Origin of the sequence: Pacificoceanicola algae, assembly GCF_049341065.1 — a bacterium.
Lineage (GTDB): Bacteria > Pseudomonadota > Alphaproteobacteria > Rhodobacterales > Rhodobacteraceae > Pacificoceanicola.
On sequence record NZ_JBMPIX010000004.1, the window covers coordinates 253,513 to 280,096 of the forward strand.

Here is a 26,584-nt window from a genome sequence, read left to right on the forward strand (position 1 = left end):
GTGTCATGACGATCTCCTCCTCCCTCAATGCCGGTGTGGCGGGCCTCGCGGCGAATGCTACGCGGCTTGGGACCATCTCAGATAACATCGCGAACTCAGCAACCAATGGCTACAAACGCGTGGAAACCGATTTCCAGTCCATGGTGATCGGATCCAATGGCGGTACATATACAGCAGGCGGCGTGCGCACGACCACGCAACGGCTGATTGACGAATCGGGCGCCCTAGTCGCCACTACGAACGCAACGGATCTTGCGGTGCGCGGACGGGGCTTCCTGCCGGTTGCACAGTCGGCCGAGGTTCTGGCTGGCAACGGTGACCCCCAGATGTTCCTGACGACGACAGGATCGTTCCGCGTTGATGCGGATGGCTATCTGCGCAGCGAATCGGGCCTTATGCTCCTGGGCTGGCCAGCCAATGCGGACGGCACCATTCCAACCAACGCGCGGGACACCTCGGCATCTTTGGAACCTGTGCAGATCGCTCTCAATCAATACCTGAGCGAACCCACGACCTCGGTCACGCTGGGTGTGAACCTTCCGGCGACAGAAACCTACGCTGGAGCATCGGGTGACGACCTTACTCTGCCGGTGGAGTATTTTGATAACTTCGGCCGGTCCGAAAATCTGACCGTAACCTTTAGCCCGACCATCCCTGCGGCGGGTTCATCCAACGAATGGACGGTTACCATTACCGATTCGGCGAGTGCAGGGGCCGTAATTGGCGAATACACGGTCACGTTCAATGACACGCAGGCCGATGGCGGGACCTTGGGTACCGTAACCGATATTTCAGGCGGTGCTTACGATTCGACGACAGGCTCTTTCATTGTGAACGTCGCCGGCGGCCCGATCGAAATCACTGTTGGGACACCTGGATCGAATGGCGGACTAACCCAGCGCTCGGACTCCTTTGCTCCTTTGAACATTGGCAAGGACGGCTCTCCGGCGGGGAACATGACCTCGGTTGAAATTGACGAGAACGGCTTTGTTTATGCCTTCTTCGATACCGGGATTACGCAGACCATCTATCAGGTCCCGTTGGTCGACGTTCCCAATCCGAACGGCATGGTGGCACTGGATAACCAAGTCTACATGCCTTCCCCGGAAAGCGGCAGTTTCTTCCTTTGGGATGCAGGTGACGGCCCGACTGGCGATGTCGTCTCTTATGCGCGGGAAGAAAGCACCACTGATGTGGCAAGCGAGCTGACCGACATGATCCAGACTCAACGTGCGTATTCGTCGAATGCCAAGGTTATCCAGACCGTCGACGAGATGCTTCAGGAAACCACAAACATCAAGCGCTGACGGTTTTCCGTCAGCCTTTTAAGGAGGCTGCGACATGTCGCTTACTGGTGCACTTTACAACGCGTTCAGCGGCCTCAAGGCCAATTCCCGCGCTGCGGCTTTGGTGTCGACGAATATTTCAAACGCGACAACCGAAAGCTATGGGCGACGGGAATTGGCGGTTTCTGCTGGAGCCGTGGGAAGTCATGGCGGGGTGGTTATCAACGGCGTGATCCGCCATTCCGACCCGGTTCTGATGGCTGACCGCCGGTTGTCCGACGCAAGTATGGGCGCTGCCGGGGACATGTACGCCTTTGCAAGCCGAATGGAGGATCTGGTCGGCGAAACGGGAACGCCCGGTTCGCTGACGGATCGCGTCACGGCCCTTGAAAACGCATTGATAAACGCCGCTTCGAATCCGGCGTCGACTCAGCGGCTTGAAAATATCTCGACGACGGCAAATGATCTGGCGAAAACCATCAACACGCTGTCCGACGAAGTTCAGGTCGCGCGCCAAAGTGCCGACGCTACGATCGCGCGGCATGTACAGACCTTGAATGAAACCGTCGCGCGATTGGATGAAATCAATGACGATGTGATCAAGGCCAATAGCACCGGTGGCGATGTATCGACGTTGCTGGATGAGCGCCAACGCCTGATCGACGGTATTTCTGAAATCGTTCCGCTTCGCGTGGTGGCACGGGATCGAGGTGAGATCGCCCTGTTCACCCGCGGCGGTGCCGTTCTATTGGATGGCCGTCCGATGGAGGTCGGGTTCGAGCCGACCCTGTCGATCGGGGCGGGCATGACCCTGGCGGGGGGACAACTCAACGGTCTTACCCTGAATGGGCTGGACGTAAATTCAACCGACGCGGGGATGTTCGCGGGCGGTAGTCTGGGCGCACAGTTCGAGTTGCGCGATGTTGCAACGGTTGAGCGCCAGTCGCAACTTGACGGTATTGCCCGCGACCTGATCGAGCGTCTCGGGCCCGGAGGACCGGACATAACTCTTGGTGCAACTGATCCCGGTCTGTTTACCGACGCCGGGATCGCTTTTGATCCTCTGAACGAGGCTGGAATCGCCGGACGTCTTGAAATCAATTCTCTCGTCGCCCCCGGCAGCGGAGAAGCGTGGCGACTGCGCGACGGTCTAGGCGCAGCAACGCAGGGAGAGGTTGGCGATGCCTCACTTCTGACTGCAATCTCGGCCGCTCTGGAAGAGCCAGTTCTTCCCGGTTCCACGTCTTTGGATTCGGTCCCGCGCAGCTTCATCAATCAGGTTTCGGGCTTTGCTTCGGATGTGGTGGGCACCCGGGTCCGGGCTGAGAACGAACGCGCCTTCACAATATCGCAAAATACCGGGCTCAAAGAACTTGAGCTCTCTAAAGGGGTCGATACCGACCAGGAATTGCAACGACTCATGCAGATCGAACAACTTTACACCGCCAACGCAAAGGTGATGTCGACGGTCGATCAATTGCTTGAGCGTCTGATGAGCATCTGAGGAGGACAAGAATGGATTCTGTAGGAAATCTGGCCCGCTCGCTGGTACTGCGCACCAATCAGGTGCGTCTGCGCGACGAGATGGACAAATTGGCGGTCGAAGTTTCGACCGGCATGACCAAGGACGCTGGGAAACATCTGGGCGGAGATCTGACCGGCTTGCTGGCGATTGATCGCTCGCTGTCGAAACTGGATGCTTACAGGATTAACACGACCGAAGCAGCCTATCTGACCGGTACCATGCAGACCACTTTGGATGAAATGCAAAGCCGCACCCAGACGTTGTCGCAGACCCTGATTGCGGCGGATTTGACACCATCCGGCGAACTGCTTTCCACCATGTCCGAGGATGCAAAAAGTACGTTGGGCCAGATGCTGAGCGGTATGAACCGCTCGGTCGCCGGGCGTTTTCTTTTCTCCGGAACGGCAACGGATCGGGCTGCCGTTGCGGGAATTGACGACATGATGACCGAACTCAGGACCGCAGTTGCGGGGCAGACCGATCTTGCCGGTATCGAGGCCGCGCTTGATGTCTTTTTCGACGCTGGTGGGACATATGAGACGACGATTTACGAAGGGTCTGCCAACGGTCTCGCGCCCTTGCGTCTAAGTGAAAACGAGACTGCCAGCGTTGATATCCGCGCAACCGATCCGGTGTTTCGAGAACTGATGAAACCAATCGCCATGGCTGCCCTGGCCTCCGACGCGAGCCTCGGATTTGACGAGGCGCTGCAAGGCAAGCTTTTGGCCAAAGCCGGGCGGGATCTTCTGGGCGCACAAAAGCCACTGGTCGAATTGCGCGCCGGTTTGGGAGCTCTTGAGGGGCGGATCGAAGAAACGCAGACCCGAAACTCTGCAGAACGCACGGCGACCAGTCTGGCCAAGCTTGATCTGGTCGGAACGGACCAATACGAGACTGCCGCCAGGTACGAAGCCATTCGCGGGCAGTTGGAAAGCCTATACGCGATTACCGCACGCTCGCAGCGACTTTCGCTGGCGGAGTATCTTTGATGGGCAGATTTTTCGCGCTATTTCTCGCGCTACTGGTCACGGCCAATATGGTTCAGGCGCAATCCGTCCGGATCAAGGATCTGGTCGAGGTGGACGGCGTGCGCTCCAACGATCTGGTAGGATATGGCCTCGTCGTCGGTTTGAACGGAACGGGCGACGGTCTGCGCAATTCGCCATTCACCGAAGAAATCATGTCGAATATCCTGGAGCGACTGGGTGTGAACGTGACCGGCGAACAGTTCCGCCCAAGGAATGTTGCCGCGGTCATTGTGACCGGCCGGTTGCCCGCATTTTCGCGGGTAGGAAATCAGATTGATATAACGGTTTCAGCCATTGGCGATGCCAAAAGCCTGCTTGGCGGTACTTTGATCATGACCCCGCTGAACGCTGCTGACGGACAGATATATGCCGTAGCGCAGGGGACCGTCATTGCAGGTGGCGTGGCGGCCGAAGGCGATGCCGCCAAGGTCGTTCAAGGGGTTCCCACCGCCGGGGTCATCCCATCCGGTGCCCGGGTCGAGCGCGAAGTGTCTTTCGATTTTACCCAGCTTTCCAATCTGCGACTTGCTCTGCGTGAACCGGATTTCACGACCGCCGCAAGGATCGAAGAGGTCATAAACCGGTCCATTGGCCGTCGTGCCGCAACGATGCTGGACGCGGGAACGATCACCGTAAATTTGCAACAAACAGGCGCAGCCTCGCCCGCACGCGCAGTTGTTGCCATTGAGAATCTGTCAGTTGAGCCTGAACGCCGCGCACGGGTCGTTGTCGATCAACGCTCTGGGACGATTGTCATGGGATCAGACGTCAGGATTTCCCGCGTCGCGGTTTCCCAGGGCAACCTGACGCTGCGCATAGAAGAGGCTCCGCTTGCGGTGCAGCCAAATCCGTTTGCCGAAGGTCAGACCGTCGTTGTGCCCCGCAGCGCAGCGGGCATCGTGGAAGAGCCGGGAATTGGACTGGCCGAGGTGCCTGAAGGTACGTCATTGTCCGAAGTTATTGCTGGCCTGAATGCGCTTGGTGTCAGCCCTCGCGACATGATCGACATTCTGAAAAGCATCAAGGCAGCAGGTGCGCTGCACGCTGAATTCGTCGTGATGTAGCGGATTTTGCGCCGCTGGTGAGAGGTTCTTAACGGCTGGCTGTCATCTTCATTGTTAGTTTTGGATCGGGAGTCCGGGAATGCTGGGAATTATCGGTATCGCCGTTATGTTCATCATGGTTTTTGGTGGATATCTGCTGGCGGGTGGCAAGCTGGCCATCATCCTAAAGGCACTGCCATTTGAATTCATGATGATCGGTGGTGCCGCAGCCGGCGCGTTTCTGATCAGCAATGACGGTGGGGCGGTCAAGCATACATTGAAGGATGTTGGGAAGGTCTTCAAAGGCGCTAAATGGAAGCCAGAGGACTACCGGGACCTCCTTTGCCTGCTTTTCGAATTGATTCGCCTTGCCCGCAGCAGCCCGGTTGCAATCGAAGAACATGTTGAAACCCCTTCGGAATCGACGATATTTCAAAAATATCCAAAGATCCTTGGCGACAAAAACGCCCTTGAATTGATCTGCGACACAATGCGGTCAGTTTCGATGAACTACGACGATCCGCATCAGGTCGAGGAGGTTCTGGATAAAAGGATTGAAGGATTGCAACATCACGCGCTGCATTCGAGCCACGCGTTGCAGTCGATGGCGGATGCTTTGCCAGCTTTGGGCATTGTTGCTGCTGTTTTGGGTGTTATCAAAACGATGGCCTCAATCGACCAACCACCAGAAGTGCTGGGCAAACTGATTGGTGGTGCACTTGTCGGTACGTTCCTGGGGGTGTTTTTGGCTTACGGGCTGGCGGCTCCGTTCGCGACCAAGGTCAAGGCTGTTGTTGATGAGGATATGCACTTCTATCAGTTGATCCGCGAGGTTCTGGTCGCGAACCTGCACAATCATGCGACCAATATCTGCATTGAGGTTGGCCGTCAAAACGCGCCCTCTCATTTCCGCCCCAGCTTCATCGACTTGGAAGAGGCGCTGAAATCCGTCAAGCAGGATGCGGCATGAGGTCGTTCGCTCTGGCAATCCTGACCGCTTTTTTGCCGGTGATCGTTTTCGCCCAGCAGGTCACTGTGCGGGCTGGCGAGCATGGTGATTTTACACGCTTGGTTTTCAATGTGCCGGTTGGGACGCAATGGGAGCTTGAGCAAGAAGCGGGCGCAAACCAGATGCGCCTCGTTCTTCGGCGCGATGGATTAAAATTTGATACAAGTCGTGTCTTTCAGAAAATCGATAACAGCCGCATCTCTGGCTTTGAGCCCGTGAATGGGCAGTCAGCACTGGACATCCTGCTGAACTGTAATTGCGCCGCAGAGAGTTTCGTTCTCCGCAACAGAATGATTGTCTTGGACTTCCGCGGTGCGGATGCCGACGTGGTTACTGCCCAACCGGAACCAGAAAAACCGATCACCACCGAAGCAAATCTTCCATACACTGCTCAGGATATCTCGCTGGCACGCGAGTTATCGAAAGTGCGTGTCGCAGGGATTCCCGGCGTTGGACCTTCGAAACAGCCAGAACCACTTTTGCCGAGCGTCTCAATCCTGCGTCCAGAAAACCAGCAAATTGAAAAGGTAAGCAATCAACCTAAAACGACGGATCCTTACGAAGTCGGCGACTCAATTGCCGAGGATCTGGCGAGGGCAGCAACGCAAGGACTTTTGGATCCCGCTGTTCAAGCGGCGCCGGATCCGCGTCACATAACACTTCATCCCGAGGAGCAAGGCTTGGAAGACAACGGTTCTGACGCCGAAGCCCACTCCGCCGATCTTTTTGAGCAGTTGGCTGAGATCAATCCAGACTCCGCTAAAAAAGGGGTCATATCCATCGGCGGCATTCAATGTACTTCCGACAAAAAGCTCAGAATCGCTGAGTGGGGCCAAGCTGACAGCATCCTGGAAGTCCTTGCCAGAGACAGGTCGCAGCTTTTTGGCGAGTTTGACAAAGTTAATGACCGGGCGCTTCAAGATTATGTACGCGCACTTCTACACTTCGGCTTTGGTGCCGAAGCGCGCGCGGTGCTAAGCGCGACCCCGGAACATCCAGATCCCATGCTGCAGGCCATCAGCTATATGGTCGATGGGGAAAAGGAGCCGACCGGCTGGTTCTTGAAGCAAGCCAACTGTGATACAAACGCTGCCTTTTGGGCGGCGCTCAGTGGCGGTGTCAAACCCGAGGACACGCATTACAACAGTCAGGCAATTCTGCGTGGTCTCGAAGCACTTCCTGTCCATCTGCGTGAATTTCTGGGGCCGCAATTGGCAAACCGCCTTTCGCTTGCCGGAAAGTCTGACCTTGCCCGCGACGTTCTCAGGCGGCTGGAGCGACTCCACGGGGGAGCGACGGCCAGCCTTGCCCTGAATGAGGCGCAGCTTGAGTTGCGTGAAGGAAATATTGAAAAAGCCGACACGACGCTCAAGTCTATCCAAGCTCTTCCCGGGGCCGCTGCGCCCAGCGCCATTACCACAGCCGTCGACATTGCGCGTGCGAAAGACCAGTCAGTGTCTGGTGAGGTTGTTGCCTTGACGGCTGCATACGCGTCTGAGCTGAGGGACAGCGAACAGGGCCCGGAACTTTGGCAGGCCCACATAAGATCCAGGCTTTTGAACCGGCAGTTTCCAGAGGGCTACGAAGCGCTGCAGGATTCGGTGGGGATCCCCGCCGAGATGGTCCGGGACACTACGATTGAAGTGTTCAAGGCACTGACCGCGCAGGCGGAAGATGTTGAATTCCTGAAGTTTGCAATGGGCGGCATGCTGCATTCCGAAGACCTCGGAAATCCTAGCTTGGACTTGGCGATCATTCAGCGTTTGCTGGATCTGGATATGGCCGAGGCCGCGTTGGATCGGCTCGACACCACCCCGGAAAAACCGGGCGCACACGAATTTCGGCTTGCGCGAGCGCGGGCGTTGTTGGCTCTGTCCCGTCCCGAAGAGGCTGAAATTGTTCTTGTTGGCTTGAGAGGCGAAAAGATTTCCGAGTTGCGTGCGGAAGCCCGGCGTCAGATGGGCGACTTTGACTACGCCAGAAACATTTATGAAGAGATGGGGCAATCTGATGATGCTCTGAATGCCGCGTGGTTGTCAGGCGATTGGGAGCGCGTCGCGCAAGAAGGGGAAAACCCGCTCGCTCAAGCGGCCCGCTTGACCGAGGCTACTGCGCCCGCGCCAGAGGCGCCGAGCTTGGGTTATGCCGAGGGCTTGACTGGCGAGAGCGCACAAACCCGCGAAACGATCCGCGCATTGTTGGAAGCCACACGTATTGGCGCCGGCAATTGAGATAAACTTACCAAAAATAAATCTCTTCTGATTAGCACTTGAAGGGCGCGTGAACACGCCTGGTAAGTGACCCAAGAGGCCAAGAAATGGCATCCACGGATATTCTGATCAACTCCCGCCCGGTGGCTCGCAAAGACCATTTGATGGCGGGATCTCCCAGCTGCGTGCGCCCCGTCAAAAGTGCGATGATCGCAGCCGTTGGTATACAATGGCAGCCAACTCTTGGTTCACCGCATTGCTTCAGGAAGATTCCCGAACTCAAGGTAGGAGCAGGCCATTGAACATGAGCATTTCGGCATTTTTCAAGCCGACCATTCTCTTGGCATTGGCGCTTATGGCGATCATCGTCATGATGATTTTGCCAATGCCGTCCTGGGTTTTGGATGTTGGTCTCGCGGCCTCCTTCGGGATCGCGATTTTGATCTTCACAGTGACCTTGTTCATTGAACGACCGCTTGATTTCTCGGCCTTTCCGACGATCCTGCTGACGTCTTTGATGCTGCGCCTTTCACTGAACGTCAGCTCGACCAAACTGATTATCGGTAACGGGCATACGGGCACTTCAGCTGCAGGCGACGTGATCGAAGGGTTTGCCAGCTTCGTCATGGGCGGCAGCGTCTTCCTTGGCCTGGTGGTTTTCGGCGTTCTGATGATCGTCAACTTTACGGTCATCACCAAAGGCGCAGCACGAATGGCCGAAGTTTCGGCCCGTTTTGCGTTGGACGGCATGCCGGGCAAGCAGTTGGCGATTGACGCGGACATGGCCGCAGGTGCGATTGACCACGCCGAAGCAAAGGCGCGCCGTGATCGAGAGCAGCAGGAAACGACCTTCTTCGGATCACTGGACGGTGCGTCCAAATTTGTGAAAGGGGATGCGGTTGCCGGCCTTCTGATCACCGGGCTCAATTTCATCATGGGCATCGCCATGGGCGTTTTCGTGCATGATATGAGCTTTTCGAATGCGGTGGAAACATACGCGATCCTGACGGTTGGCGATGGGCTGGTCACTCAGATTCCGGCGGTTATCATCTCTATTGCCGCGGGTTTGCTGTTGGCGCGCGGCGGAGCGACTGGGGCCACGGACGTTGCCATCCTAAGCCAGCTAGGTCGTCATCCTTCGGCGCTTTTGACTGTCGGCATACTCATGGGTCTCTTTGCCCTTGTTCCCGGCTTGCCTTTTATTCCCTTCATTCTCGGTTCGATCATTCTGTGTGGTGCGGCTTGGTGGGTCGCAAATCGTCCCGAACCGGAGGAGCCCGCGCAAGACGCGCAAGCCGAAGAGCAGGCGCCGACCCAGCGGCCAATGGGCGATGTTTTGGACCTGGACGATATCCATGTCGAATTTGCGCCTGATCTCGTCAATATGGTGCTTGATCCGGCGACGGGGCTGGACATCCGGATTGCCAACATGAGGACCCACGTTGCCTCAAATTATGGGCTGATCCTGCCGGAAATGCGGTTGACGGATGCACCTGAACTGACCACGGGCACCTACGTCATAAAAATTCACGGGGTTGAGATGGCCCGTGGCGAATTGAACGCAGATCTTGTGCTTGCCTTGATGCCCGAAGACCGTGCATCGCTTCCTGCGGGGCATGATGTGACCGAGCCGGTTTATGGCGCGCCCGCCCGCTGGATTCGCCCCGAGGATCAGGAGCGGGCCGCCATCACCGGAGCCACCATCGTCACCCCGACCGAGGTTCTGGCCACCCATCTTCTGGAGGTTGTCCGCCGCAACTTTGGTCGCTTGCTGACACTTAAAGCTCTCCGCCGCTTGCTGGATGAAATGGTTTCGCTGACCAATCCCGCACGGGCCGAAGCGAACCGCAAGCTGATCGACGAATTGATCCCGGACAAGGTACAGATCGACACACTGCATCATGTGTTGCGCCTATTGCTGGATGAACAGGTTTCGATCCGTAACCTGCCGCTGATCCTTGAGGCGATTGCCGAGATGCGCGGCCAGCAGACCCAGCCCGAGGCGATCTGCGAACATGTCCGGCAGCGTCTGGGCTTCCAGCTTGTCGCCGGTTTGCGACGCAAGGATGGAACGATACCCTTGATTCAGCTCGCTCCCGAATGGGAAGAGACATTCCTTTCCTACCAGATCGAAGGCGTGCAAGGCGCGTTGGATGTCGCCCTTCCGCCCGACCGCTTCGAAGCGCTGACCGAGGGTCTGGCTGAACAGATTGGTGAGGCGGGTAACCGAGGCGTCTCGCCCGCGATTGTCACCTCATCGCGGCGGCGCCGGTTTTTGCGAACAGTAATGGCTGCCAAGGGGATGACCAGCCCTGTCATGTCCTTCGAAGAAATCGGTCTTGAGGCGCGGCCAGCGCTTATTGGCGTGGTCGCCGCGTGATTCCCGGGCTCGAGGATGCGGTGACGCTGACGACCTCGGCGCTTTGGGGCGGCTTGATCGTGTTTTTGCGCGTCGGCGCGGCCATGTCTGTCTTGCCTGCGCTGGGTGAACAGATGCTGTCAGTCCGTGTCAAACTGGTTCTCGCTCTTGTCTTGACTTCCGTCGTGGCGCCCGCGGTCCTTCCGCGCATAGACCTGCCTGAGCCGGGCATGGGCAGTCTTGTCGCGGCCGCCGTCACCGAAACGCTGTCCGGGCTGTTTTTGGGCATCATGTTGCGGCTCTTTGTTCTGGCCATCCAAACGGCCGGATCCATTGCGGCGCAGTCGACGTCTTTGGCGCAGATCTTTGGGTCTCAGGGCATGGATCCTTTGCCTGCGGTGGGTCACATCCTGACCATATCGGCGCTGGCATTGCTGATGGCGACAGGCTTTCATGTGAAAGCTGCCGCATATCTGGTGTTATCCTACGACATCCTGCCGCCTCTCATGTTTCCTGACCCGGCGGCGGTGGCCGATGCCGGACGCGAACGCATTGGTCAAAGTTTTGCGCTGGGGTTCAGTCTTGCCGCGCCGTTTGTAATCCTTTCGGTTTTGTACAACCTCACGCTTGGCGTCATCAACAAGGCGATGCCACAGTTGATGGTGGCCTTCGTCGGCGCGCCGGTGATCACTCTTGGGTCGATCGCCATGCTGCTTTTGTGTGCGCCGATCATCCTGACTGTCTGGCTGGAAGCCCTTGAAGGGTTCCTCGCGAACCCGTTCAGGTGACGTATGTCGGATGAAGACGACAGCGCAGAAAAGAGCCACGAAGCTTCCCCACGAAAGCTTGAGGAAGCGCGAAAAAAGGGTGAAATCCCGCGTGCCCCGGATCTGTCCACGGGGATGTCCTACCTTGGGCTTCTTCTATGCGGTTTGGTGCTGGGCGGGCCGGTATTGCGCGAGTTTGCCAATGCTCTGCTGCCGCTGATCGAGCAGCCGGACAGGCTCGAGTCGTTGTTCTTTCGCGATGGCGCGCAGGAAATCGCGGGCGAAGTAATGTCGGCGACGCTGGTGCCGACTCTGCCGATCATGACCGTGCCGGGTATCATGGTCCTGCTGACGCTGCTCGCCTCGCGTGGCATAATCTTCACGCCTTCCAAGCTGATACCCAAGGGGCAAAGGCTGAATCCGATTGCCAACGCAAAGAACAAATTCGGTCGGCGCGGGTTGTTCGAGTTCTTCAAGAGCTTTGTAAAACTCACGGTCTATTCGATCTGTCTGGGTTTGTTCCTGAAGGGAAAACTCGGACAAATCGTTGGTAGCATTTACGCCTCGGCTGGCGAGGGGGTCGTCATGATGACCGACCTGATGATGCAGTTCCTGACGCTGGTTGTATTGATCGCCCTGACCATTGGCGGCCTCGACTTTTTCTGGCAGCGGGCCGAGCACCTTCGCAAGAACCGCATGACGCTGAAAGAATTGCGCGATGAATTCAAGGAATCAGAGGGCGATCCGCACTTCAAACAGGCGCGGAGGGGGCGGGCGCAAGAGATTGCACTGGCGCAAATGATGGGCGCTGTGCCTGACGCCGATGTGGTGATTGTGAACCCGACGCATTTTGCCGTTGCGCTGAAATGGAGCCGTATGCCCGGGGCCGCGCCGGAATGCGTGGCCAAGGGGGTGGATGAAATTGCTCTGAAAATTCGGGAGATTGCGCAGGAAAACAAGGTGCCGATTCATTCTGACCCACCAACTGCGCGCGCGCTCTATGCAACCACGGAAATTGGCAATGAGATTTCTCCGGAACATTACAAACCAGTGGCCGCCGCCATCCGCTTTGCCGAGGCGATGCGTGTCAAAGCCCGCAAGAGGGGATGGTGATGGCGCAAAACTTTGACGACCTCATTCAAGTGACGGATCTTTTGCAGGAGAGGGCGCTGGACAAGCATCGCCAGAACCTGGCCGAAAGCCGGAAGCTGAAAGAAGAACTGGCCCAGATCGATGCCTTCCGGCAGGCGGTTCAGGATGATGCTGGATCACTGGGCGCACGCCGATTGTCCGGGGCGGATACGCTGTGGCAGACGTGGTTGGTGCGCAAACGGGCCACGATCTTGCAACATATGGCGATGGCGCGCGCGAAAGAGGCGGACAGCCTTGCCCATGCGCGAACGGCGCAGGCTCGGTTCAATGCGGCCGAGCGGCTGGACGCCGAGGAAAAGCGCAAGTCGCGGGAAAAACGCCAGTTGGCTCAGACGGAAACGCTCGAAGCACTTGGCCGGTTGCGGCAAGCTATGGCGGAAGATCGCGGATCATAGTTTGCGCGCCCTCTTGGCGATTGGGGGCAAAGCGCATAGTTCCAAACCATGAGATTGTTCCGGTCCGCTCCTGTTGCCCTGCCCAAGTTTGACGCCCCGCTCGCGCCGGACGTGCCATTCTATGCGGTTGGCGACATTCACGGCTGCGACAGTCTGCTGGAAAAGCTGTTTGAGCGGTTTGCTCAGGAAGCACATCCAACAGCTCGGTTGGTCTGTGTCGGCGACTACGTCGATCGCGGCGAAGAAAGCGCTCAGGTCCTGAAGCGGCTGCACGCGATGCAAACCGGCTCGGGCGGGATGATGGTTTGCCTGATGGGAAATCACGAGCGGATGCTTTTGGAGTTTCTCGATAACCCGACCAAATATGGTGTCCGCTGGCTGCGCAATGGCGGGCTGCAGACCTTGGCAAGTTATCGGCTGCCGGCCGTGGCTGAATCTGCCGGGGAAGCAGAATGGCAAGACTTGCGAGACCGTTTGAAAGACCAGATTGGTGATGAGATCGAGAATTGGCTCAGGTCCCTTCCCTTGCATTGGCAAACCGGCAATGTTGCAGTGACCCACGCGGGCGCGGACCCGCAGCTTCCGATTGCCGGGCAAGACGAAAAATCGCTGATCTGGGGGCGCTCGACGTTTTTCGAAGAAGTGCGAAGGGATGGGATCTGGGTGGCTCATGGCCATGTCATCACCCGCGAAGCCAAGGCCGAAAACGGACGCATTCCATTGGACACTGGTGCCTATGCGACTGGGCGTCTGACGGCGGCGCTGATTGAACCAGACAAGCTGACCTATATGAGCGCCTGAGACTGGCTGTTGGTCTGAAAACCCGGTAGGAATCACGCAATTGCCGCGTATCTGCGGGCGTGTAAGGGGAACAATATGCAGACCGTTTTGGTGACCGGCTCGGCCGGCTTTATTGGCTACCACACCTCGCAACGCCTGTTGGAACAGGGGTATCGTGTGGTTGGTCTGGATGCCATGACGGACTACTACGACGTCCGCCTGAAAGAGGATCGGCATGCCCAGCTGACGCCCAACCCCGAGTTCACTGAAGTGATTGGACAGGTCGAAACGCCCGGACTAATGATGCGTCTTTTCGAGATGCACAAGCCGGATTTTTTGATCCATCTCGCCGCACAGGCTGGGGTTCGCTATTCGATCGAGAACCCGCGGTCTTACCTTGAATCCAACATCGTCGGCACGTTTGAAATCCTCGAAGCCGCGCGCGCGCACCCTCCGATCCACATGCTGCTGGCGTCGACCTCATCGGCTTATGGCGCCAACACCCAAATGCCCTATCGCGAAACGGACCGGGCGGATCATCAGATGTCCTTTTACGCGGCGACCAAGAAATCAACCGAGAACATGGCGCATTCCTATGCCCACCTGTTCAATTTGCCCGTCACGATGTTCCGGTTCTTTACCGTTTACGGCCCTTGGGGGCGCCCCGACATGGCGCTGTTCAAGTTTACCAAGGCGATCCTCGCCGGTGAGCCGATTGACGTCTACAACCACGGAAAGATGAAGCGCGATTTCACCTATATCGACGATCTGGTCGAGGGAATCTGCCGCTTGATGGCCGCCATCCCGCAACGACCCGAAGGCGCCGTGCCCGAGGGCGACAGCCTGTCTCCGGTTGCGCCTTACCGGGTTGTGAATATCGGGAACTCGCAGGCGATCCAGTTGACCGAATTCATCGAAGCGATCGAAGCCGCCACTGGCCTTGAGGCCAAGCGCAACCTGATGCCCATTCAGCCCGGCGATGTTCCCGCGACTTGGGCGGATGCGACGTTGTTGCAAAGATTGACGGGCGCGCGTCCCGGCACCACGGTGCAAGACGGCGTGGCGCGCTTTGTTGCCTGGTATCGCGACTACTACGGGGCTTTTGAGAAATAGGTCACCGCGAGCGTAACGTTACTAAAATTCGAGATCACTGAAAATTCGGTAACGTTTTTCTTGATCCGAATCGACATTGAGCATAAACCGACCTTGCGGTCGGCGAATGCCGGCATGAGGAGACGCGCGACTATGACCACAGATGCATTCATCTGCGATGCCACACGCACACCCATTGGCCGCTACGGCGGCGCCCTGTCCTCGGTCCGTGCCGACGATCTGGCGGCGCTACCGATTGCGGCTTTGAAAGAGCGGAACCCCAATGTTGACTGGGCCAGTCTGGACGATGTCATCTATGGCAGCGCCAATCAGGCGGGTGAGGATAACCGCAACGTTGCGCGCATGGCCGCGTTGTTGGCGGGGCTGCCGATCGAAGTTCCGGGAACCACGATCAACCGCCTTTGCGCCAGCGGGATGGACGCGGTGGGGATGGCGTCGCGCGGGATCAAAGCGGGTGACTATGACATGGTCATTGCTGGCGGTGTGGAATCGATGTCCCGCGCGCCTTTTGTGATGCCCAAGGCGACCAGCGCCTTTGCTCGCGCCAACGCGGTCTACGACACCACCATCGGATGGCGGTTTGTGAACCCGAAGATGCAGAAGATGTACGGCACCGACTCGATGCCCCAGACGGCGGACAACGTTGCTGCGGATTACGGCATATCGCGCGAGGATCAGGATGCCTTTGCCGCGCGCTCTCAGGCGCGCTGGGCTGCGGCACATGAGGCAGGTATCTTTGGCGATGAGATCACCCCGGTCTCGGTCCAGCAGCGCAAGGGCGATCCGGTGGTCGTAGACACGGATGAACATCCGCGCCCCGGCACCGATGCAGCCAAACTGTCCAAGTTGCGCGGCGTGAACGGGCCAGACCTGTCGGTGACGGCAGGCAATGCCAGCGGTGTCAACGATGGCGCGGCGGCGATCCTTTTGGCGAACGAGGCGGCCGCCAAGGCAAACGGTCTGACACCGATGGCCCGTGTTGTCGGCATGGCCACAGCGGGTGTTGCTCCGCGCGTCATGGGTATTGGCCCGGTGCCCGCCACGCGCAAAGTGCTGGCACGAACGGGTCTAAGCATCGAGCAGATGGATGTGATAGAGTTGAACGAGGCATTCGCCAGTCAAGGGCTGGCCACGCTGCGCGAATTGGGCGTCGCGGACGATGCACCGCATGTGAACCCGAACGGAGGGGCCATTGCTTTGGGCCACCCCTTGGGCATGTCGGGTGCGCGGCTGGTTTTGACGGCGGCCTATCAATTGCGACGTACGGGCGGGCGCTATGCGCTGTGCACCATGTGCGTCGGTGTTGGACAGGGCGCTGCCCTGATCCTTGAACGGGTATAAGGAGGCACTTCCATGTATGCTCAGATGGTTAAGTCCGAAGCAACGAACGACGATCCCGAAAAGCTGGCCGCCTTTCAGGCGCGCATCGACGCCGGTGAACGGATCGAACCGAAGGATTGGATGCCGGTCGGTTATCGCAAAACGCTGATCCGCCAGATTGGTCAGCACGCGCACTCCGAAATCGTCGGCCAACTGCCCGAAGGCAATTGGATCACCCGCGCCCCGACGCTCGAGCGCAAGGCGATCCTGCTGGCCAAGGTGCAGGATGAAGCGGGCCATGGTCTGTACCTGTATTGCGCCGCGGAAACATTGGGGGTCTCTCGTGATGAGCTGACCGAAATGCTGCTGGACGGGCGAATGAAATACAGCTCGATCTTCAACTACCCGACGCTGACCTGGGCCGATATTGGCGCGGTCGGTTGGCTGGTTGATGGCGCGGCGATCATGAATCAGGTGCCGCTGCAGCGTACATCCTTTGGGCCGTACAGCCGCGCGATGATCCGCATCTGCAAGGAGGAATCCTTCCACCAGCGGCAGGGCTACGACATCATGATGAAGATGGCGCAGGGCACCGAGGCGCAGAAACGCATGGCGCAGGATGCGCTGAACCGCTTTTGGTATCCGTCCCTGATGATGTTCGGTCCGTCCGATGCCGAAAGCGTACATTCGGCGCAAAGCATGGCGTGGAAGATCAAGATCGATAGCAACGACGGGCTGCGCCAGAAGTTTGTCGACCAGACCGTGCCGCAGGCAAAATACCTTGGCCTGACCATCCCGGACGACAACCTGAAATGGAACGAGGAAAAGAACGGCTGGGATTTCTCAGAGCCTGACTGGACTGAATTTTTCAACGTGCTCAAGGGCAATGGCCCTTGCAACCATGAACGCATGGAAGACCGCAACAAGGCCTGGGACGATGGTGCCTGGGTTCGCGACGGGTTGCTTGCTCATGCAGAAAAGAAACGCGCCGCCAAAGTCGCGGCTGAGTAAGGGGAAACGAAATGTCCAAGGAATGGCCCCTCTGGGAGATTTTCATCCGTGGTCAGCACGGGATGAGCCACCGCCACGTCGGCAGCCTACACGCGCCCGACGCCGAGACCGCGATCCGCAATGCGCGCGACGTCTATACGCGCCGCAACGAAGGTGTGTCGATTTGGGTGGTCGAGGCTGTGCATATCGCGGCTTCGTCGCCTTCGGACAAGGGTCCGCTTTACGAGCCGTCGGAATCCAAGGTCTACCGCCACCCGACCTTTTTCGACATTCCCGACGAAGTGGGGCACATGTGATGGCCGAGGTGATCGACAAGACTGCTTTGTTCGAATTCCTGTGCCGGATGGGGGACAATACCCTTATCCTCGGGCATCGGGTGTCCGAATGGTGCGGTCATGCGCCGGTGCTTGAGGAAGATATCGCGCTGGCCAATACCGCGCTGGACCTGATCGGACAGACCCAACTGTGGCTGGGCTATGCGGCCGAGGTCGAGGGCAAAGGACGCAGCGCCGACGATCTGGCGTTTTTGCGCGATGCTTGGGATTTTCGGAACATTCTGATGGTCGAACTGCCGAATGGCGATTTTGGCCAGACCTTGATGCGGCAATTCCTGTTCGACGCTTGGCAAGTGATCATGCTTCGGCATTTGCAGGACTCGTCGGACCAAACCATCCGTGAGATCGCCGAGAAGGCCAGCAAAGAGGTGGCCTATCACCTTGAACGCTCGGCCGGAACGGTTGTCGGGTTGGGTGATGGAACGCCGGAAAGCCACGCCCGTATGCAGGCCGCCATTGACCGGCTTTGGCCCTATGTGGGTGAGATGTTTGCAGGCGACAAAACGGATCAGGCGATGTTCGAGGCCGGGATCGCCCCGGAACCCGGCGCGCTGCGGTCTGAGTATGATGCCTTGATCTCAAGCACCATGAGCGAGGCGACCCTGACGATCCCCGAAGGTGATTTCCACCACAAAGGCGGACGCAACGGGCAGATGCACACCGAACATCTGGGCCATATCCTGTGCACCATGCAATGGTTGCAACGGGCCTATCCGGGCGCCAAGTGGTGACGACGATGCGCCCCGAGATCAATCAGGTTTGGGAATGGCTCGACGCCGTGCCTGACCCGGAAATTCCGGCGATCAGCCTTGTTGATCTGGGGATCATTCGGGATGTGGCATGGCAGGATGACACCTTGAATGTCACTGTCACGCCCACCTACTCGGGGTGTCCGGCGACCAGCATCATCAATCTCGATATCGAGACCGCTCTGCGCGATCACGGCATCGAGAAGATCAAGCTTGAACGGCAACTCTCGCCGGCTTGGACCACCGATTGGCTGTCCGAGAAAGGCCGCGCCAAGCTGGAAGCTTACGGCATTGCCCCGCCTCAACCTGCGGGTGGCCCCAAGCGCTGCCCCCGCTGCGGCGGCGACAATCTGGAAAAGCTCAGCCAGTTCGGGTCGACGCCTTGCAAGGCGCAGTGGCGCTGCACCGACTGTCTTGAACCCTTCGACTATTTCAAATGCATCTGACGAGGTTGCTATGGCCCGCTTTCATCCCCTCGAAGTGACCGACATCCGTAAAACGATCCGCGATGCGGTGGTTTTGACACTGCGTCCTTCGGACCGGGATGCCTTTGCCTTTACCCAAGGCCAGTATCTGACCTTCCGTCACAATTTCGACGGCGAAGAATTGCGCCGGTCCTATTCGATCTGCGCCGGCTTGGACGACGGGGTTTTGCAAGTGGGGATCAAGCGGGTCGAGGGCGGTGCCTTTTCGACGTTCGCCAACACCGAGCTGAAGGTCGGCGATACGCTGGAAGCGATGCCGCCGATGGGCAACTTTCACACTCCACTGAGCGCGGACAAGGCCCGGCACTATCTGGGGTTTGCAGGCGGTTCTGGGATCACACCGGTGTTGTCGATCATCAAGACGGTGCTGACACGCGAACCCCAGTCCGCCTTTACCTTGGTCTATGCCAACAAGGCCGTGAACACGATCATGTTCCGCGAAGAGCTGGAAGATCTGAAGAACCAGCATATGGGCCGGTTCAACGTGATCCACGTTCTGGAAAGCGACGCGCAAGAGATCGAGTTGTTTACCGGTCTGGTGAGCGAAGAGAAATGCGCGCAGCTGTTCCGGTCCGGGTGGGTCGATATCGAAAGCGTCGACACCGCATTCATCTGCGGCCCCGAGCCGATGATGCTGGGCATTGCCAGCGCCCTGCGGACCGCCGGACTAAGCGATGCGCAGATCAAGTTCGAGCTTTTCGCGTCGGCCCAGCCCGGGCGGTTGGCACGCAAGGTCGTCGCGGCTGAGGCGGGCACCACAGCGAACCAGACCACGGCGCAAATCACGCTTGACGGGGCGACCCAGACGGTGACGCTGGGCAAGGATACTTCGATCCTAGATGCCGCGCTCGAGAACGCCATGGACGCGCCCTATGCCTGCAAGGCCGGGGTATGTTCGACTTGTCGTTGCCGGGTGATCGAAGGAGAAGTCGAGATGATGACAAACCACGCGCTGGAGGATTACGAGGTCGAAAAGGGCTATGTCCTGTCGTGCCAGTCCTACCCGGTGACGGATCGCGTTGTCGTGGATTACGACCAATAGGGGACCGCTATGGAAGATATGTCGATCAAGGACTACCTCGCGCAAGGCGGTGTTTTGTCCAGCCCCGCCAATGTCCCGCCGCGTTACCGTGCAGAGCTGCTCAAGATCATGGCAAGCTTTGTCGATTCCGAACTGGCGGGATCAGCCGGGTTTGCAGATGTCATCAACACCGCGCCGGGGATCCGCGAACGGATTTCTGCGGCGAAGATCGTTCTCGAAAAGGCGGCGAACGCGGAAAAGGTGCTGACCTTGATGGGGGAATTTGGCGCAGACACCGCCCGATATGCCAACAGTCACCCGTGGAATGCGCGTCTTGAGCGTTCCGCCGACATCGGTGCTGCCCGCGGTGAGCATGACATGCGGCTTGCGGTCTTTAACTATCCGCTGGACGGTTGGGGCGACGCCGTGGTGATGAACCTGCTGATGGGTCTTGCCGTGGGTGTCCAGATGCAAGACCTGTGCCGTGTCTCATACCAGCCACTGGCCGAGGCCTTTCGCGCAATCGCCCCGATCGAAGCCCGCCATGCCGAACTGGCCGCTCATGGCTTGGCGCGCCTGACCGAGGAAGGGCAAGGGGAAAGCCTGCAAGCCTCTGTCGCCTATTGGTGGCCTCGCGTTGCGGCCAGCTTTGGGTCGGTCACGTCGAATAAAGCCGATAGCCTGCTTGCCATGGGCCTGCGCCACAGCACCAATGCCGATCAACGCGCGCAATGGGAAGCCAAAGCAGAACAGGCATTGAATGCGCTGGGTTTGAAGCGCCCTTAAAGCCCGCGCAGCCCGTTCAACGTAAGGTCGCAGACCAACCCGGCATATTCCTCGCGGGCGCTTTTGCCCGCGCCGGAATTCCACATGTAATACCAATTGAGCATGCCAAAAACCGACATGGTCACGGCACGCATTTTGGCTTTGTCATCGCGCAAGCCCGGGGCGCAGTCGGCAATGACCTTGCCGACAAACTGCACCAAATCGCGTTGATAGCGACGCAACAGCGCCTGCTGATCTTCGGGTAGGGCGCCGAGTCCGTTCACTTGAACCTGATGTTCGTGGTCCTGCCCCTGATAGGCCATCAGAACTTCGCTGATCACGCGGCGCAGGCGGTTCTCGGGGGTTAACCCCGAGAGGGGCAAATCGCAGATCCGTGTCCGCAGCCCTGCCAGATAGGTGTCAAGGATGTCGAAAAGGATCGCATCCTTGCTTTCGTAATAGTGGTAAATGTTCGCCTTGGATATCCCGCATTCGCGGGCAAGCAGCGCCATCGAGGCGCGATCAAACCCCTCCTTGGCGAACACCTTGGCCGCGGACTTCAAAATCTGGCGGCGTTTTTCGTCGTGGTCCTTTGCAATTGTCCGTGCCACAGGTCAGTCCTTGCTGCGGTTGTCGACAACGCGCCGCGCCTTGCCCTGGGACCGCTCGACAGCGCCGGGATCGCCGACAACGATTTCCGTCGAAACCCCAACCACATCCTTGATCCGCTTGGACAGCATCCGTGCCGCCGCATTGCGTGAGGCATCGTCGGCGGCTGTCACCTCGGCTTCGACAAAGACCCGCATCGCGTCCATGCGACCGGACTTGAACAGTTCGATCTGGTAGTGCGCGGCAATCCCGCCCGTAGCCATGACCTGCTCTTCGATCTGCGAGGGGAAGACGTTGACGCCGCGCAGAATGATCATGTCATCGCTGCGCCCGGTGATCTTTTCCATCCGCCGCATGCTGCGGGCAGTGCCGGGCAAAAGCCGGGTCAGATCGCGGGTACGATAGCGGACCATGGGCAGGCCCTCTTTGGTGAGGGTGGTAAAGACCAGCTCACCCATTTCGCCATCGGGCAGGACCTCGCCGGTTTCCGGATCGATAACCTCGGGGTAGAAGTGATCCTCCCAGATGACGGGGCCGTCCTTGGTTTCCACGCATTCATTGGCGACACCGGGGCCCATGATTTCCGACAGGCCGTAAATGTCGACGGCGTGCATATCAAAGGCTTCTTCAACCTCGGTGCGCATGGCATCGGTCCAAGGTTCGGCGCCGAAGATGCCGACCTGAAGGCTGCTTTCGCGCGGATCGAGCCCGGCTTTGTGAAACCCTTCAAGGATGTTCAGAAGATACGATGGCGTGACCATGATGGTCGTCGGTTTGAAATCGTTGATCAGCGTGACCTGCCGTTCGGTCATGCCGCCGGAAATCGGGACGACAGTGCAGCCAAGCCGCTCTGCCCCGTAGTGCGCGCCAAGGCCGCCGGTGAACAGACCGTAACCATAAGCGATATGCACAATGTCCCCGGGCCGCGTGCCCGAGGCGCGCATGGAACGCGCGACGAGATCGGCCCAGTTGTTGATGTCATTCGCCGTATATCCAACCACAGTCGGCTTGCCCGTCGTCCCGGACGAGGCATGCACCCGCGAGATCTGGTTTTGCGGCACGGCGAACATGCCAAAAGGGTAGTTGTCGCGCAGGTCGGTCTTGTAGGTGAAGGGGAACTTGGCCAGATCGGCCAGGCTGTGCAGGTCGTCCGGATGCACGCCCGCGGCATCAAAGCGCTGTTTGTACATCGGCACGTTGTCATAGGCGTGACGCAGCGACCATTTCAGGCGGTCCAATTGCAGCGCACTGATTTCATCGCGCGAGGCGATCTCGATCGGGTCGAGGTCGGATTTCTTGGGTGTCAGGTCTTTCATGGTCTTTCTCCTCCCCGAAGTCGCTATTCTTCGAACAGCTGGCCGTTGATGGTGCGTGAAAAGCCGCGGAATTCAGCCATGACCTTGCCGGTCTGGTTGGTCACGGTGATGTCGTAGATGCCGCTGCGCCCTTGCAGGCTGACTTCGCGGGCGGTGGCGGTCAGGATGTCGCCCTGTTTCCCCGGCGCGAGGTAGCTGATCAGGTTGTGCTGGGCGACCGTCACTTGGTTGCGGCTGTTGCAGGCAAAGGCAAAAGCGCTATCAGCCAGCGTAAAGGTAAATCCGCCATGACAGATGCCGTGGCCGTTGCAATGGTGATCCTCAACCGTCAGCGTCAACACGGCGCGGCCTTCGTCCACCTCGACGATCCGGCAGCCCAACCATTGCGAGGCTTTGTCGCCTTCCCACATGGCCGCTGCAGATTTTTCGGCACGTTCCTTGGGCGTCATGGTCAATTTCCCTGAAATTTTGGCGAACGTTTCTGCAGAAAGGCGCTGACGCCTTCGGCATAATCCGCGCTTTCGCCACAGCGCTTCATGAAATCTGCCTCCATCTCCAAATGGTCATGCAGCGTATCAGTGGCCGAGGCCTGAATAGCCTGTTTGGTCAGAGCGTATCCCAGCGTTGGACCAGCGGCGAAACGGGCGGCCATTGCGCGGGCTTCCGGCATCAGTTCCTCGTCTGGCAGGGCTTTCCAGATCAGCCCCCAGTCTTCGGCTTTCTGGGCGGGCAGGGGCTCTGCGGTAAAGGCCAGCCCCTTGGCACGGGCTTCGCCCAGCAGGCGCGGCAGGTGCCACGAGCCGCCGGTATCGGGGATCAACCCGACTTTGGAAAACGACTGGATGAACTTGGCGCTTTGAGCGGCCAGAACGATGTCGCAAGCAAGGCTCAGGTTTGCTCCGGCGCCAGCGGCAACGCCGTTGACAGCACAGATGACGGGGAAATCAAGGCTGCGGATCAATCGGACCAGCGGGGCATAGAAGGTGCGCACGGTCTTGGACAGATCGGGCGGGCCATCCATCTTTGACGGGTCACGGTCGCCCAGATCCTGTCCGGCGCAAAACCCACGCCCGGCCCCTGTCAGCAAGACACATCGCTTGCCAGAATCGCGCGCGTACTTCAGCGCGCTGCGTAGGGCGCCATGCATTTCGTCGTTGAAACTATTCAGGCGGTCCGGCCGATTCAGGGTAACTTCGACCCAGTCGCCATGGTCATCAATCAGAATACTTTCGCTCATGCCACGCTCCTCCCTCAGCTATGACCTTGCATAAACCGAACGGTTGGTCAATAAATAACAAACTTTTTGGGGGAGAGGCCGATGACCATTCAGAACGTGCAGAGTTTTGTGGCGGGCAACTGGATCGCGCCGGGGGATGGGGCGCGGCAGATCGCCAGTGCGATTGACGGACGGGTGATCGCGCAAGCAGGCAATGCGGCGCTGGACATGCAGGACATCCTTGACCATGCGCGCGGCGTTGGTGGCCCGGCACTGCGGGCGCTGACGTTCCACGACAGGGCGCGGATGCTCAAGGCACTGGCGCTTGAGCTGAACAAACACAAGGATGCCCTTTACGAGCTTAGCTTTCAGACCGGGGCGACCCGCGCGGATCATGGTTTTGACATCGACGGCGGTATCGGGACGATGTTTGTTTTCGCCTCCAAGGGGCGGCGCGAAATGCCTGATGCACAGGTCTATCTTGACGGTCAGCCTGAACAATTGGGCAAGACCGGGGCCTTTATGGGTCAGCACATCTGCACGCCTTTGCAGGGCGCGGCAGTCCATATCAATGCATTCAACTTCCCGCTTTGGGGGATGCTGGAAAAGCTGGCGCCGACACTGTTGGCGGGTGTGCCTGCCATCGTCAAACCCGCGACGGACACCTGTTATGTGACCGAACTTGCCGTCAGGATCATGGCGGGCAGTGGCATTCTGCCCGAGGGGGCGCTTCAGATGATCGCGGGCGGAGTCGGCGATCTACTTGACCGGTTGACTTGTCAGGACGCTGTCAGCTTTACCGGCTCGGCGGCCACTGCTTTCAAACTGCGCAGCAACCCGAAGCTGACGGAGAATGCGACGCGGTTCGTGGCTGAACAGGACAGCCTGAACGCCTCTATCCTAGGTCCGGATGCCGAACCCGGATCGCCCGAGTTTGATCTGTTCATCAAGGAAGTGCATCGCGAGATGACAACTAAAGCCGGGCAGAAATGCACTGCGATCCGGCGAATCTTGGTACCCGAAGGCCGAATAGAGGCCGTCAGTGAGGCGCTGTCCGCGCGACTGGCGAAGACCGTGATTGGCGATCCGAGGGACGAGGCGACGCGCATGGGCGCGCTGGTCTCAAATGCGCAAAAAGCTGACGTTCTGGACAAGGTTGCAAAGATCGGCGCCGAGGTTGAGCGCGTCTTTGGCAACCCGGATGACTTTGGCCTGAACGGGGATGCCAATGGCGCTTTCCTGCCCCCGATGCTGCTGCTCTGTGCTGATCCGGACAAGGCCCAGCGCGTTCACGATACCGAGGCATTTGGCCCGGTCAGCACGTTGCTGCCTTATCGTGATCTGGACCATGCCATTGCGCTGGCCAATCGCGGCGGAGGATCGCTTGTAACCTCGGTCATCACGCATGATCCACATGTTGCAAGGCAGGTTACTTTGGGCGCGGCCGCCTTTCACGGGCGGATTTACATCAACGACCGGACCTCGATGAAGGAAAGCACCGGCCATGGCGCGCCGATGCCGCACATGATCCATGGCGGCCCCGGTCGCGCCGGCGGCGGCGAAGAAATGGGCGGCGTACGCGGCGTCAAACACTACATGCAGCGCACCGCCATTCAGGGCTCGCCCGAGATGCTGACGGCGATTGGCGGGACCTGGATGCCGGGGGCCGAACAAAGGGACGGCGGCGCCCATCCGTTTACCCGCACGTTCGGCGATCTGGTGATTGGCGAGACGATCATTACACATGCGCGCACCGTCACGCTCGACGACATCGAAACCTTCGCCCGCTTTACCGGGGATACGTTTTACGCCCACATGGATGACGACGCCGCCAAGCGAAACCCTTTCTTTCCGGGTCGCGTGGCGCATGGGTATCTGTTGCTGTCCTTCGCCGCTGGCCTGTTTGTCGAACCGAACGAAGGCCCGGTTCTGGCCAATACAGGGTTGGACAATCTTCGCTTCATGAAACCTGTCAGTGCCGGTGACGCGATCCATGTGCGACTGACGGTCAAGACCAAGACGCCGCGCAATAGCGATTATGGCGAGGTGCGTTGGCATGTAACGCTGCTCAATCAGGACGATGAGAAGGTCGCGGAATACGAGCTTTTGACCATGAACGCCTATTGAGACTGGCCCGGCGGACGTCTAGTCTGAGCGTATGCCGGGTCAATCCTCTGAAATTGCGCGTGAAATCGCCCCCTTTGCAGACTGTGGTCCGTTGCGAACATGGTCGGTGATCGCAACGATCATGGGCGACCTTCTGCGGGATCCCCCGGATTGTATCAGTGGGCAGAGCCTTGCTTCGCTGGTTGGTAAAATGGGAATATCCGAACAGGCGCTGCGGGTTGCTGTCCACCGGCTGAAGAAAGACGGATGGATCGAAAGTCGCCGCGAAGGGCGCGAGTCGTTTCACTATCTGTCCGCGCAAGCCAGACAAGAGACCGAAGCCGTGCGCCCCTTGATTTACGGTGGTGTTCCACCGGACGCTGGCGACGTCACGCTGGTTGTCGCGCCACCGGATCTGGCGCAACCGTTGCTGCGGATCCTTCCGAAACCCGCGACCCAGCTTTCGGCGCGCTGCGCCTTGATCGCCGAAAGCAAAGGCGTACTGGACGAAAGGCTCCTGACTGTTCCGCTTGGCCCCGCCGAGATCCCGGATTGGGTGGCCGAGGTATTGGCGCCAAAGGATCTTCGGGCCGAGTTTGCGATGCTGACCAAACAGACACTGCACGCCGTGGACCACCTTCCCGAAGCGCCGGAAATGCGACTGGTTCTGCGGCTCGTCATACTGCACCATTGGCGTCGGCTTGTGCTGCGGCAACCGCCCTTGGCGGAAGCATTGTTGCCCGCCGGTTGGGAGGGCCGACAAGCCAGAACAGTCGTGACCCGCGCTTTGGACATGCTTCCAAGGGTTCACGTCGGGAACTTAAAATATCTTTGATATCAGATGTTTGAGTGTCTTTTGCCCGGGCCATGAAGCTGCCGGGCGGCTGATTTCGAAAAGAAATGAAACGAATTTTCCGATTTTTCGAAACGTATTCACGGTTTCTAAATCCACCGGGAAGTAGGTCTTTATCGATCAAAGAAAAA

Annotated in this window: 25 protein-coding genes; 21 read left to right on the forward strand and 4 right to left on the reverse strand. The window is 58.6% G+C overall.

Translation table 11 applies throughout. The annotated features are described in order from the left end of the window. The first annotated feature begins 5 nt into the window (after window positions 1-5). The 19 genes from ACOYQJ_RS08255 to ACOYQJ_RS08345 all read left to right on the forward strand — a co-directional run bounded on the left by ACOYQJ_RS08255 (window position 6) and on the right by ACOYQJ_RS08345 (window position 20,374). Window positions 6-1,307, forward strand: coding sequence for a flagellar hook protein FlgE (locus ACOYQJ_RS08255; protein WP_422905541.1), 1,302 nt, complete (start codon window positions 6-8; stop codon window positions 1,305-1,307). A gap of 34 nt (window positions 1,308-1,341) precedes the next feature. Beyond that, window positions 1,342-2,790 (forward strand): flagellar hook-associated protein FlgK, encoded by a 1,449-nt coding sequence (gene flgK / locus ACOYQJ_RS08260; protein WP_422905542.1) that lies wholly within the window; start codon window positions 1,342-1,344, stop codon window positions 2,788-2,790. A gap of 11 nt (window positions 2,791-2,801) precedes the next feature. After that, window positions 2,802-3,800 carry a flagellin gene (locus ACOYQJ_RS08265; protein WP_422905543.1) on the forward strand — a complete coding sequence of 333 codons (999 nt, stop codon included), beginning with the start codon at window positions 2,802-2,804 and terminating at the stop codon, window positions 3,798-3,800. Beyond that, window positions 3,800-4,903: a flagellar basal body P-ring protein FlgI gene (locus tag ACOYQJ_RS08270; RefSeq protein WP_422905544.1), complete on the forward strand. Its 1,104-nt coding sequence runs from the start codon at window positions 3,800-3,802 to the stop codon at window positions 4,901-4,903. The genes ACOYQJ_RS08265 and ACOYQJ_RS08270 overlap by 1 nt, the downstream gene beginning before the upstream one ends. A 79-nt stretch (window positions 4,904-4,982) precedes the next feature. Further along, window positions 4,983-5,852 carry a flagellar motor stator protein MotA gene (gene motA / locus ACOYQJ_RS08275; protein WP_422905545.1) on the forward strand — a complete coding sequence of 290 codons (870 nt, stop codon included), beginning with the start codon at window positions 4,983-4,985 and terminating at the stop codon, window positions 5,850-5,852. Continuing rightward, complete coding sequence (locus tag ACOYQJ_RS08280) at window positions 5,849-8,122, forward strand: hypothetical protein (RefSeq protein ID WP_422905546.1); 2,274 nt, start codon at window positions 5,849-5,851, stop codon at window positions 8,120-8,122. Before motA ends, ACOYQJ_RS08280 begins: the two co-directional genes overlap by 4 nt. 283 nt (window positions 8,123-8,405) lie before the next feature. Then, on the forward strand, window positions 8,406-10,481 hold the full coding sequence (flhA, locus tag ACOYQJ_RS08285; protein ID WP_422905547.1) for a flagellar biosynthesis protein FlhA: 2,076 nt from the start codon (window positions 8,406-8,408) through the stop codon (window positions 10,479-10,481). Next, complete coding sequence (locus ACOYQJ_RS08290; protein ID WP_422905707.1) at window positions 10,481-11,248, forward strand: flagellar biosynthetic protein FliR; 768 nt, start codon at window positions 10,481-10,483, stop codon at window positions 11,246-11,248. The genes flhA and ACOYQJ_RS08290 overlap by 1 nt, the downstream gene beginning before the upstream one ends. Before the next feature lie 3 nt (window positions 11,249-11,251). Beyond that, a complete protein-coding gene (locus ACOYQJ_RS08295; RefSeq protein ID WP_422905548.1) occupies window positions 11,252-12,340 on the forward strand; it encodes an EscU/YscU/HrcU family type III secretion system export apparatus switch protein in 1,089 nt (362 codons plus the stop codon). Beyond that, entirely contained in the window at window positions 12,340-12,774 is a 435-nt protein-coding gene (locus ACOYQJ_RS08300; protein WP_422905549.1) for a hypothetical protein, read from the forward strand. Before ACOYQJ_RS08295 ends, ACOYQJ_RS08300 begins: the two co-directional genes overlap by 1 nt. 48 nt (window positions 12,775-12,822) lie before the next feature. Continuing rightward, on the forward strand, window positions 12,823-13,575 hold the full coding sequence (locus ACOYQJ_RS08305) for a metallophosphoesterase family protein (RefSeq protein WP_422905550.1): 753 nt from the start codon (window positions 12,823-12,825) through the stop codon (window positions 13,573-13,575). Window positions 13,576-13,650: 75 nt separating this feature from the next. After that, window positions 13,651-14,667, forward strand: a complete 1,017-nt coding sequence (locus ACOYQJ_RS08310) for an NAD-dependent epimerase (RefSeq protein ID WP_422905551.1) — start codon at window positions 13,651-13,653, stop codon at window positions 14,665-14,667. A 132-nt stretch (window positions 14,668-14,799) separates the two neighbouring features. Next, the gene (gene pcaF, locus ACOYQJ_RS08315; RefSeq protein WP_422905552.1) at window positions 14,800-16,008 is read left to right on the forward strand and encodes a 3-oxoadipyl-CoA thiolase; all 1,209 of its coding nucleotides are present in this window, start codon (window positions 14,800-14,802) and stop codon (window positions 16,006-16,008) included. A gap of 12 nt (window positions 16,009-16,020) precedes the next feature. Then, window positions 16,021-16,998 carry a 1,2-phenylacetyl-CoA epoxidase subunit PaaA gene (gene paaA / locus ACOYQJ_RS08320; protein WP_422905553.1) on the forward strand — a complete coding sequence of 326 codons (978 nt, stop codon included), beginning with the start codon at window positions 16,021-16,023 and terminating at the stop codon, window positions 16,996-16,998. Between the two features lie 11 nt (window positions 16,999-17,009). Then, window positions 17,010-17,294 carry a 1,2-phenylacetyl-CoA epoxidase subunit PaaB gene (paaB, locus tag ACOYQJ_RS08325; protein ID WP_422905554.1) on the forward strand — a complete coding sequence of 95 codons (285 nt, stop codon included), beginning with the start codon at window positions 17,010-17,012 and terminating at the stop codon, window positions 17,292-17,294. Next, window positions 17,294-18,064, forward strand: coding sequence for a 1,2-phenylacetyl-CoA epoxidase subunit PaaC (paaC, locus tag ACOYQJ_RS08330; RefSeq protein ID WP_422905555.1), 771 nt, complete (start codon window positions 17,294-17,296; stop codon window positions 18,062-18,064). The genes paaB and paaC overlap by 1 nt, the downstream gene beginning before the upstream one ends. Window positions 18,065-18,069: 5 nt before the next feature. Then, a complete protein-coding gene (paaD, locus tag ACOYQJ_RS08335) occupies window positions 18,070-18,528 on the forward strand; it encodes a 1,2-phenylacetyl-CoA epoxidase subunit PaaD (RefSeq protein WP_422905708.1) in 459 nt (152 codons plus the stop codon). Window positions 18,529-18,538: 10 nt separating this feature from the next. Further along, the gene (locus tag ACOYQJ_RS08340; RefSeq protein WP_422905556.1) at window positions 18,539-19,609 is read left to right on the forward strand and encodes a 2Fe-2S iron-sulfur cluster-binding protein; all 1,071 of its coding nucleotides are present in this window, start codon (window positions 18,539-18,541) and stop codon (window positions 19,607-19,609) included. Window positions 19,610-19,618: 9 nt separating this feature from the next. Next, window positions 19,619-20,374 carry a Phenylacetic acid catabolic protein gene (locus ACOYQJ_RS08345; RefSeq protein WP_422905557.1) on the forward strand — a complete coding sequence of 252 codons (756 nt, stop codon included), beginning with the start codon at window positions 19,619-19,621 and terminating at the stop codon, window positions 20,372-20,374. Here ACOYQJ_RS08345 and ACOYQJ_RS08350 read toward each other — a convergent pair. The 4 genes from ACOYQJ_RS08350 to paaG are packed head-to-tail and all read right to left on the reverse strand — an operon-like array spanning window position 20,371 to window position 23,515. Continuing rightward, window positions 20,371-20,964 carry a TetR/AcrR family transcriptional regulator gene (locus ACOYQJ_RS08350; protein WP_422905558.1) on the reverse strand — a complete coding sequence of 198 codons (594 nt, stop codon included), beginning with the start codon at window positions 20,962-20,964 and terminating at the stop codon, window positions 20,371-20,373. The genes ACOYQJ_RS08345 and ACOYQJ_RS08350 overlap by 4 nt on opposite strands. A gap of 3 nt (window positions 20,965-20,967) precedes the next feature. Then, the gene (paaK, locus tag ACOYQJ_RS08355) at window positions 20,968-22,278 is read right to left on the reverse strand and encodes a phenylacetate--CoA ligase PaaK (protein ID WP_422905559.1); all 1,311 of its coding nucleotides are present in this window, start codon (window positions 22,276-22,278) and stop codon (window positions 20,968-20,970) included. A gap of 23 nt (window positions 22,279-22,301) precedes the next feature. Beyond that, window positions 22,302-22,727: a hydroxyphenylacetyl-CoA thioesterase PaaI gene (gene paaI / locus ACOYQJ_RS08360; RefSeq protein ID WP_422905560.1), complete on the reverse strand. Its 426-nt coding sequence runs from the start codon at window positions 22,725-22,727 to the stop codon at window positions 22,302-22,304. 2 nt (window positions 22,728-22,729) lie between these two features. Next, window positions 22,730-23,515, reverse strand: a complete 786-nt coding sequence (gene paaG / locus ACOYQJ_RS08365) for a 2-(1,2-epoxy-1,2-dihydrophenyl)acetyl-CoA isomerase PaaG (protein ID WP_422905561.1) — start codon at window positions 23,513-23,515, stop codon at window positions 22,730-22,732. Between the two features lie 81 nt (window positions 23,516-23,596). Between paaG and paaZ the strand changes: the two genes are divergently transcribed. Beyond that, window positions 23,597-25,621 (forward strand): phenylacetic acid degradation bifunctional protein PaaZ, encoded by a 2,025-nt coding sequence (paaZ, locus tag ACOYQJ_RS08370; protein WP_422905562.1) that lies wholly within the window; start codon window positions 23,597-23,599, stop codon window positions 25,619-25,621. A 31-nt stretch (window positions 25,622-25,652) separates the two neighbouring features. Beyond that, complete coding sequence (locus tag ACOYQJ_RS08375; RefSeq protein WP_422905563.1) at window positions 25,653-26,435, forward strand: PaaX family transcriptional regulator C-terminal domain-containing protein; 783 nt, start codon at window positions 25,653-25,655, stop codon at window positions 26,433-26,435. Window positions 26,436-26,584: the final 149 nt, after the last annotated feature.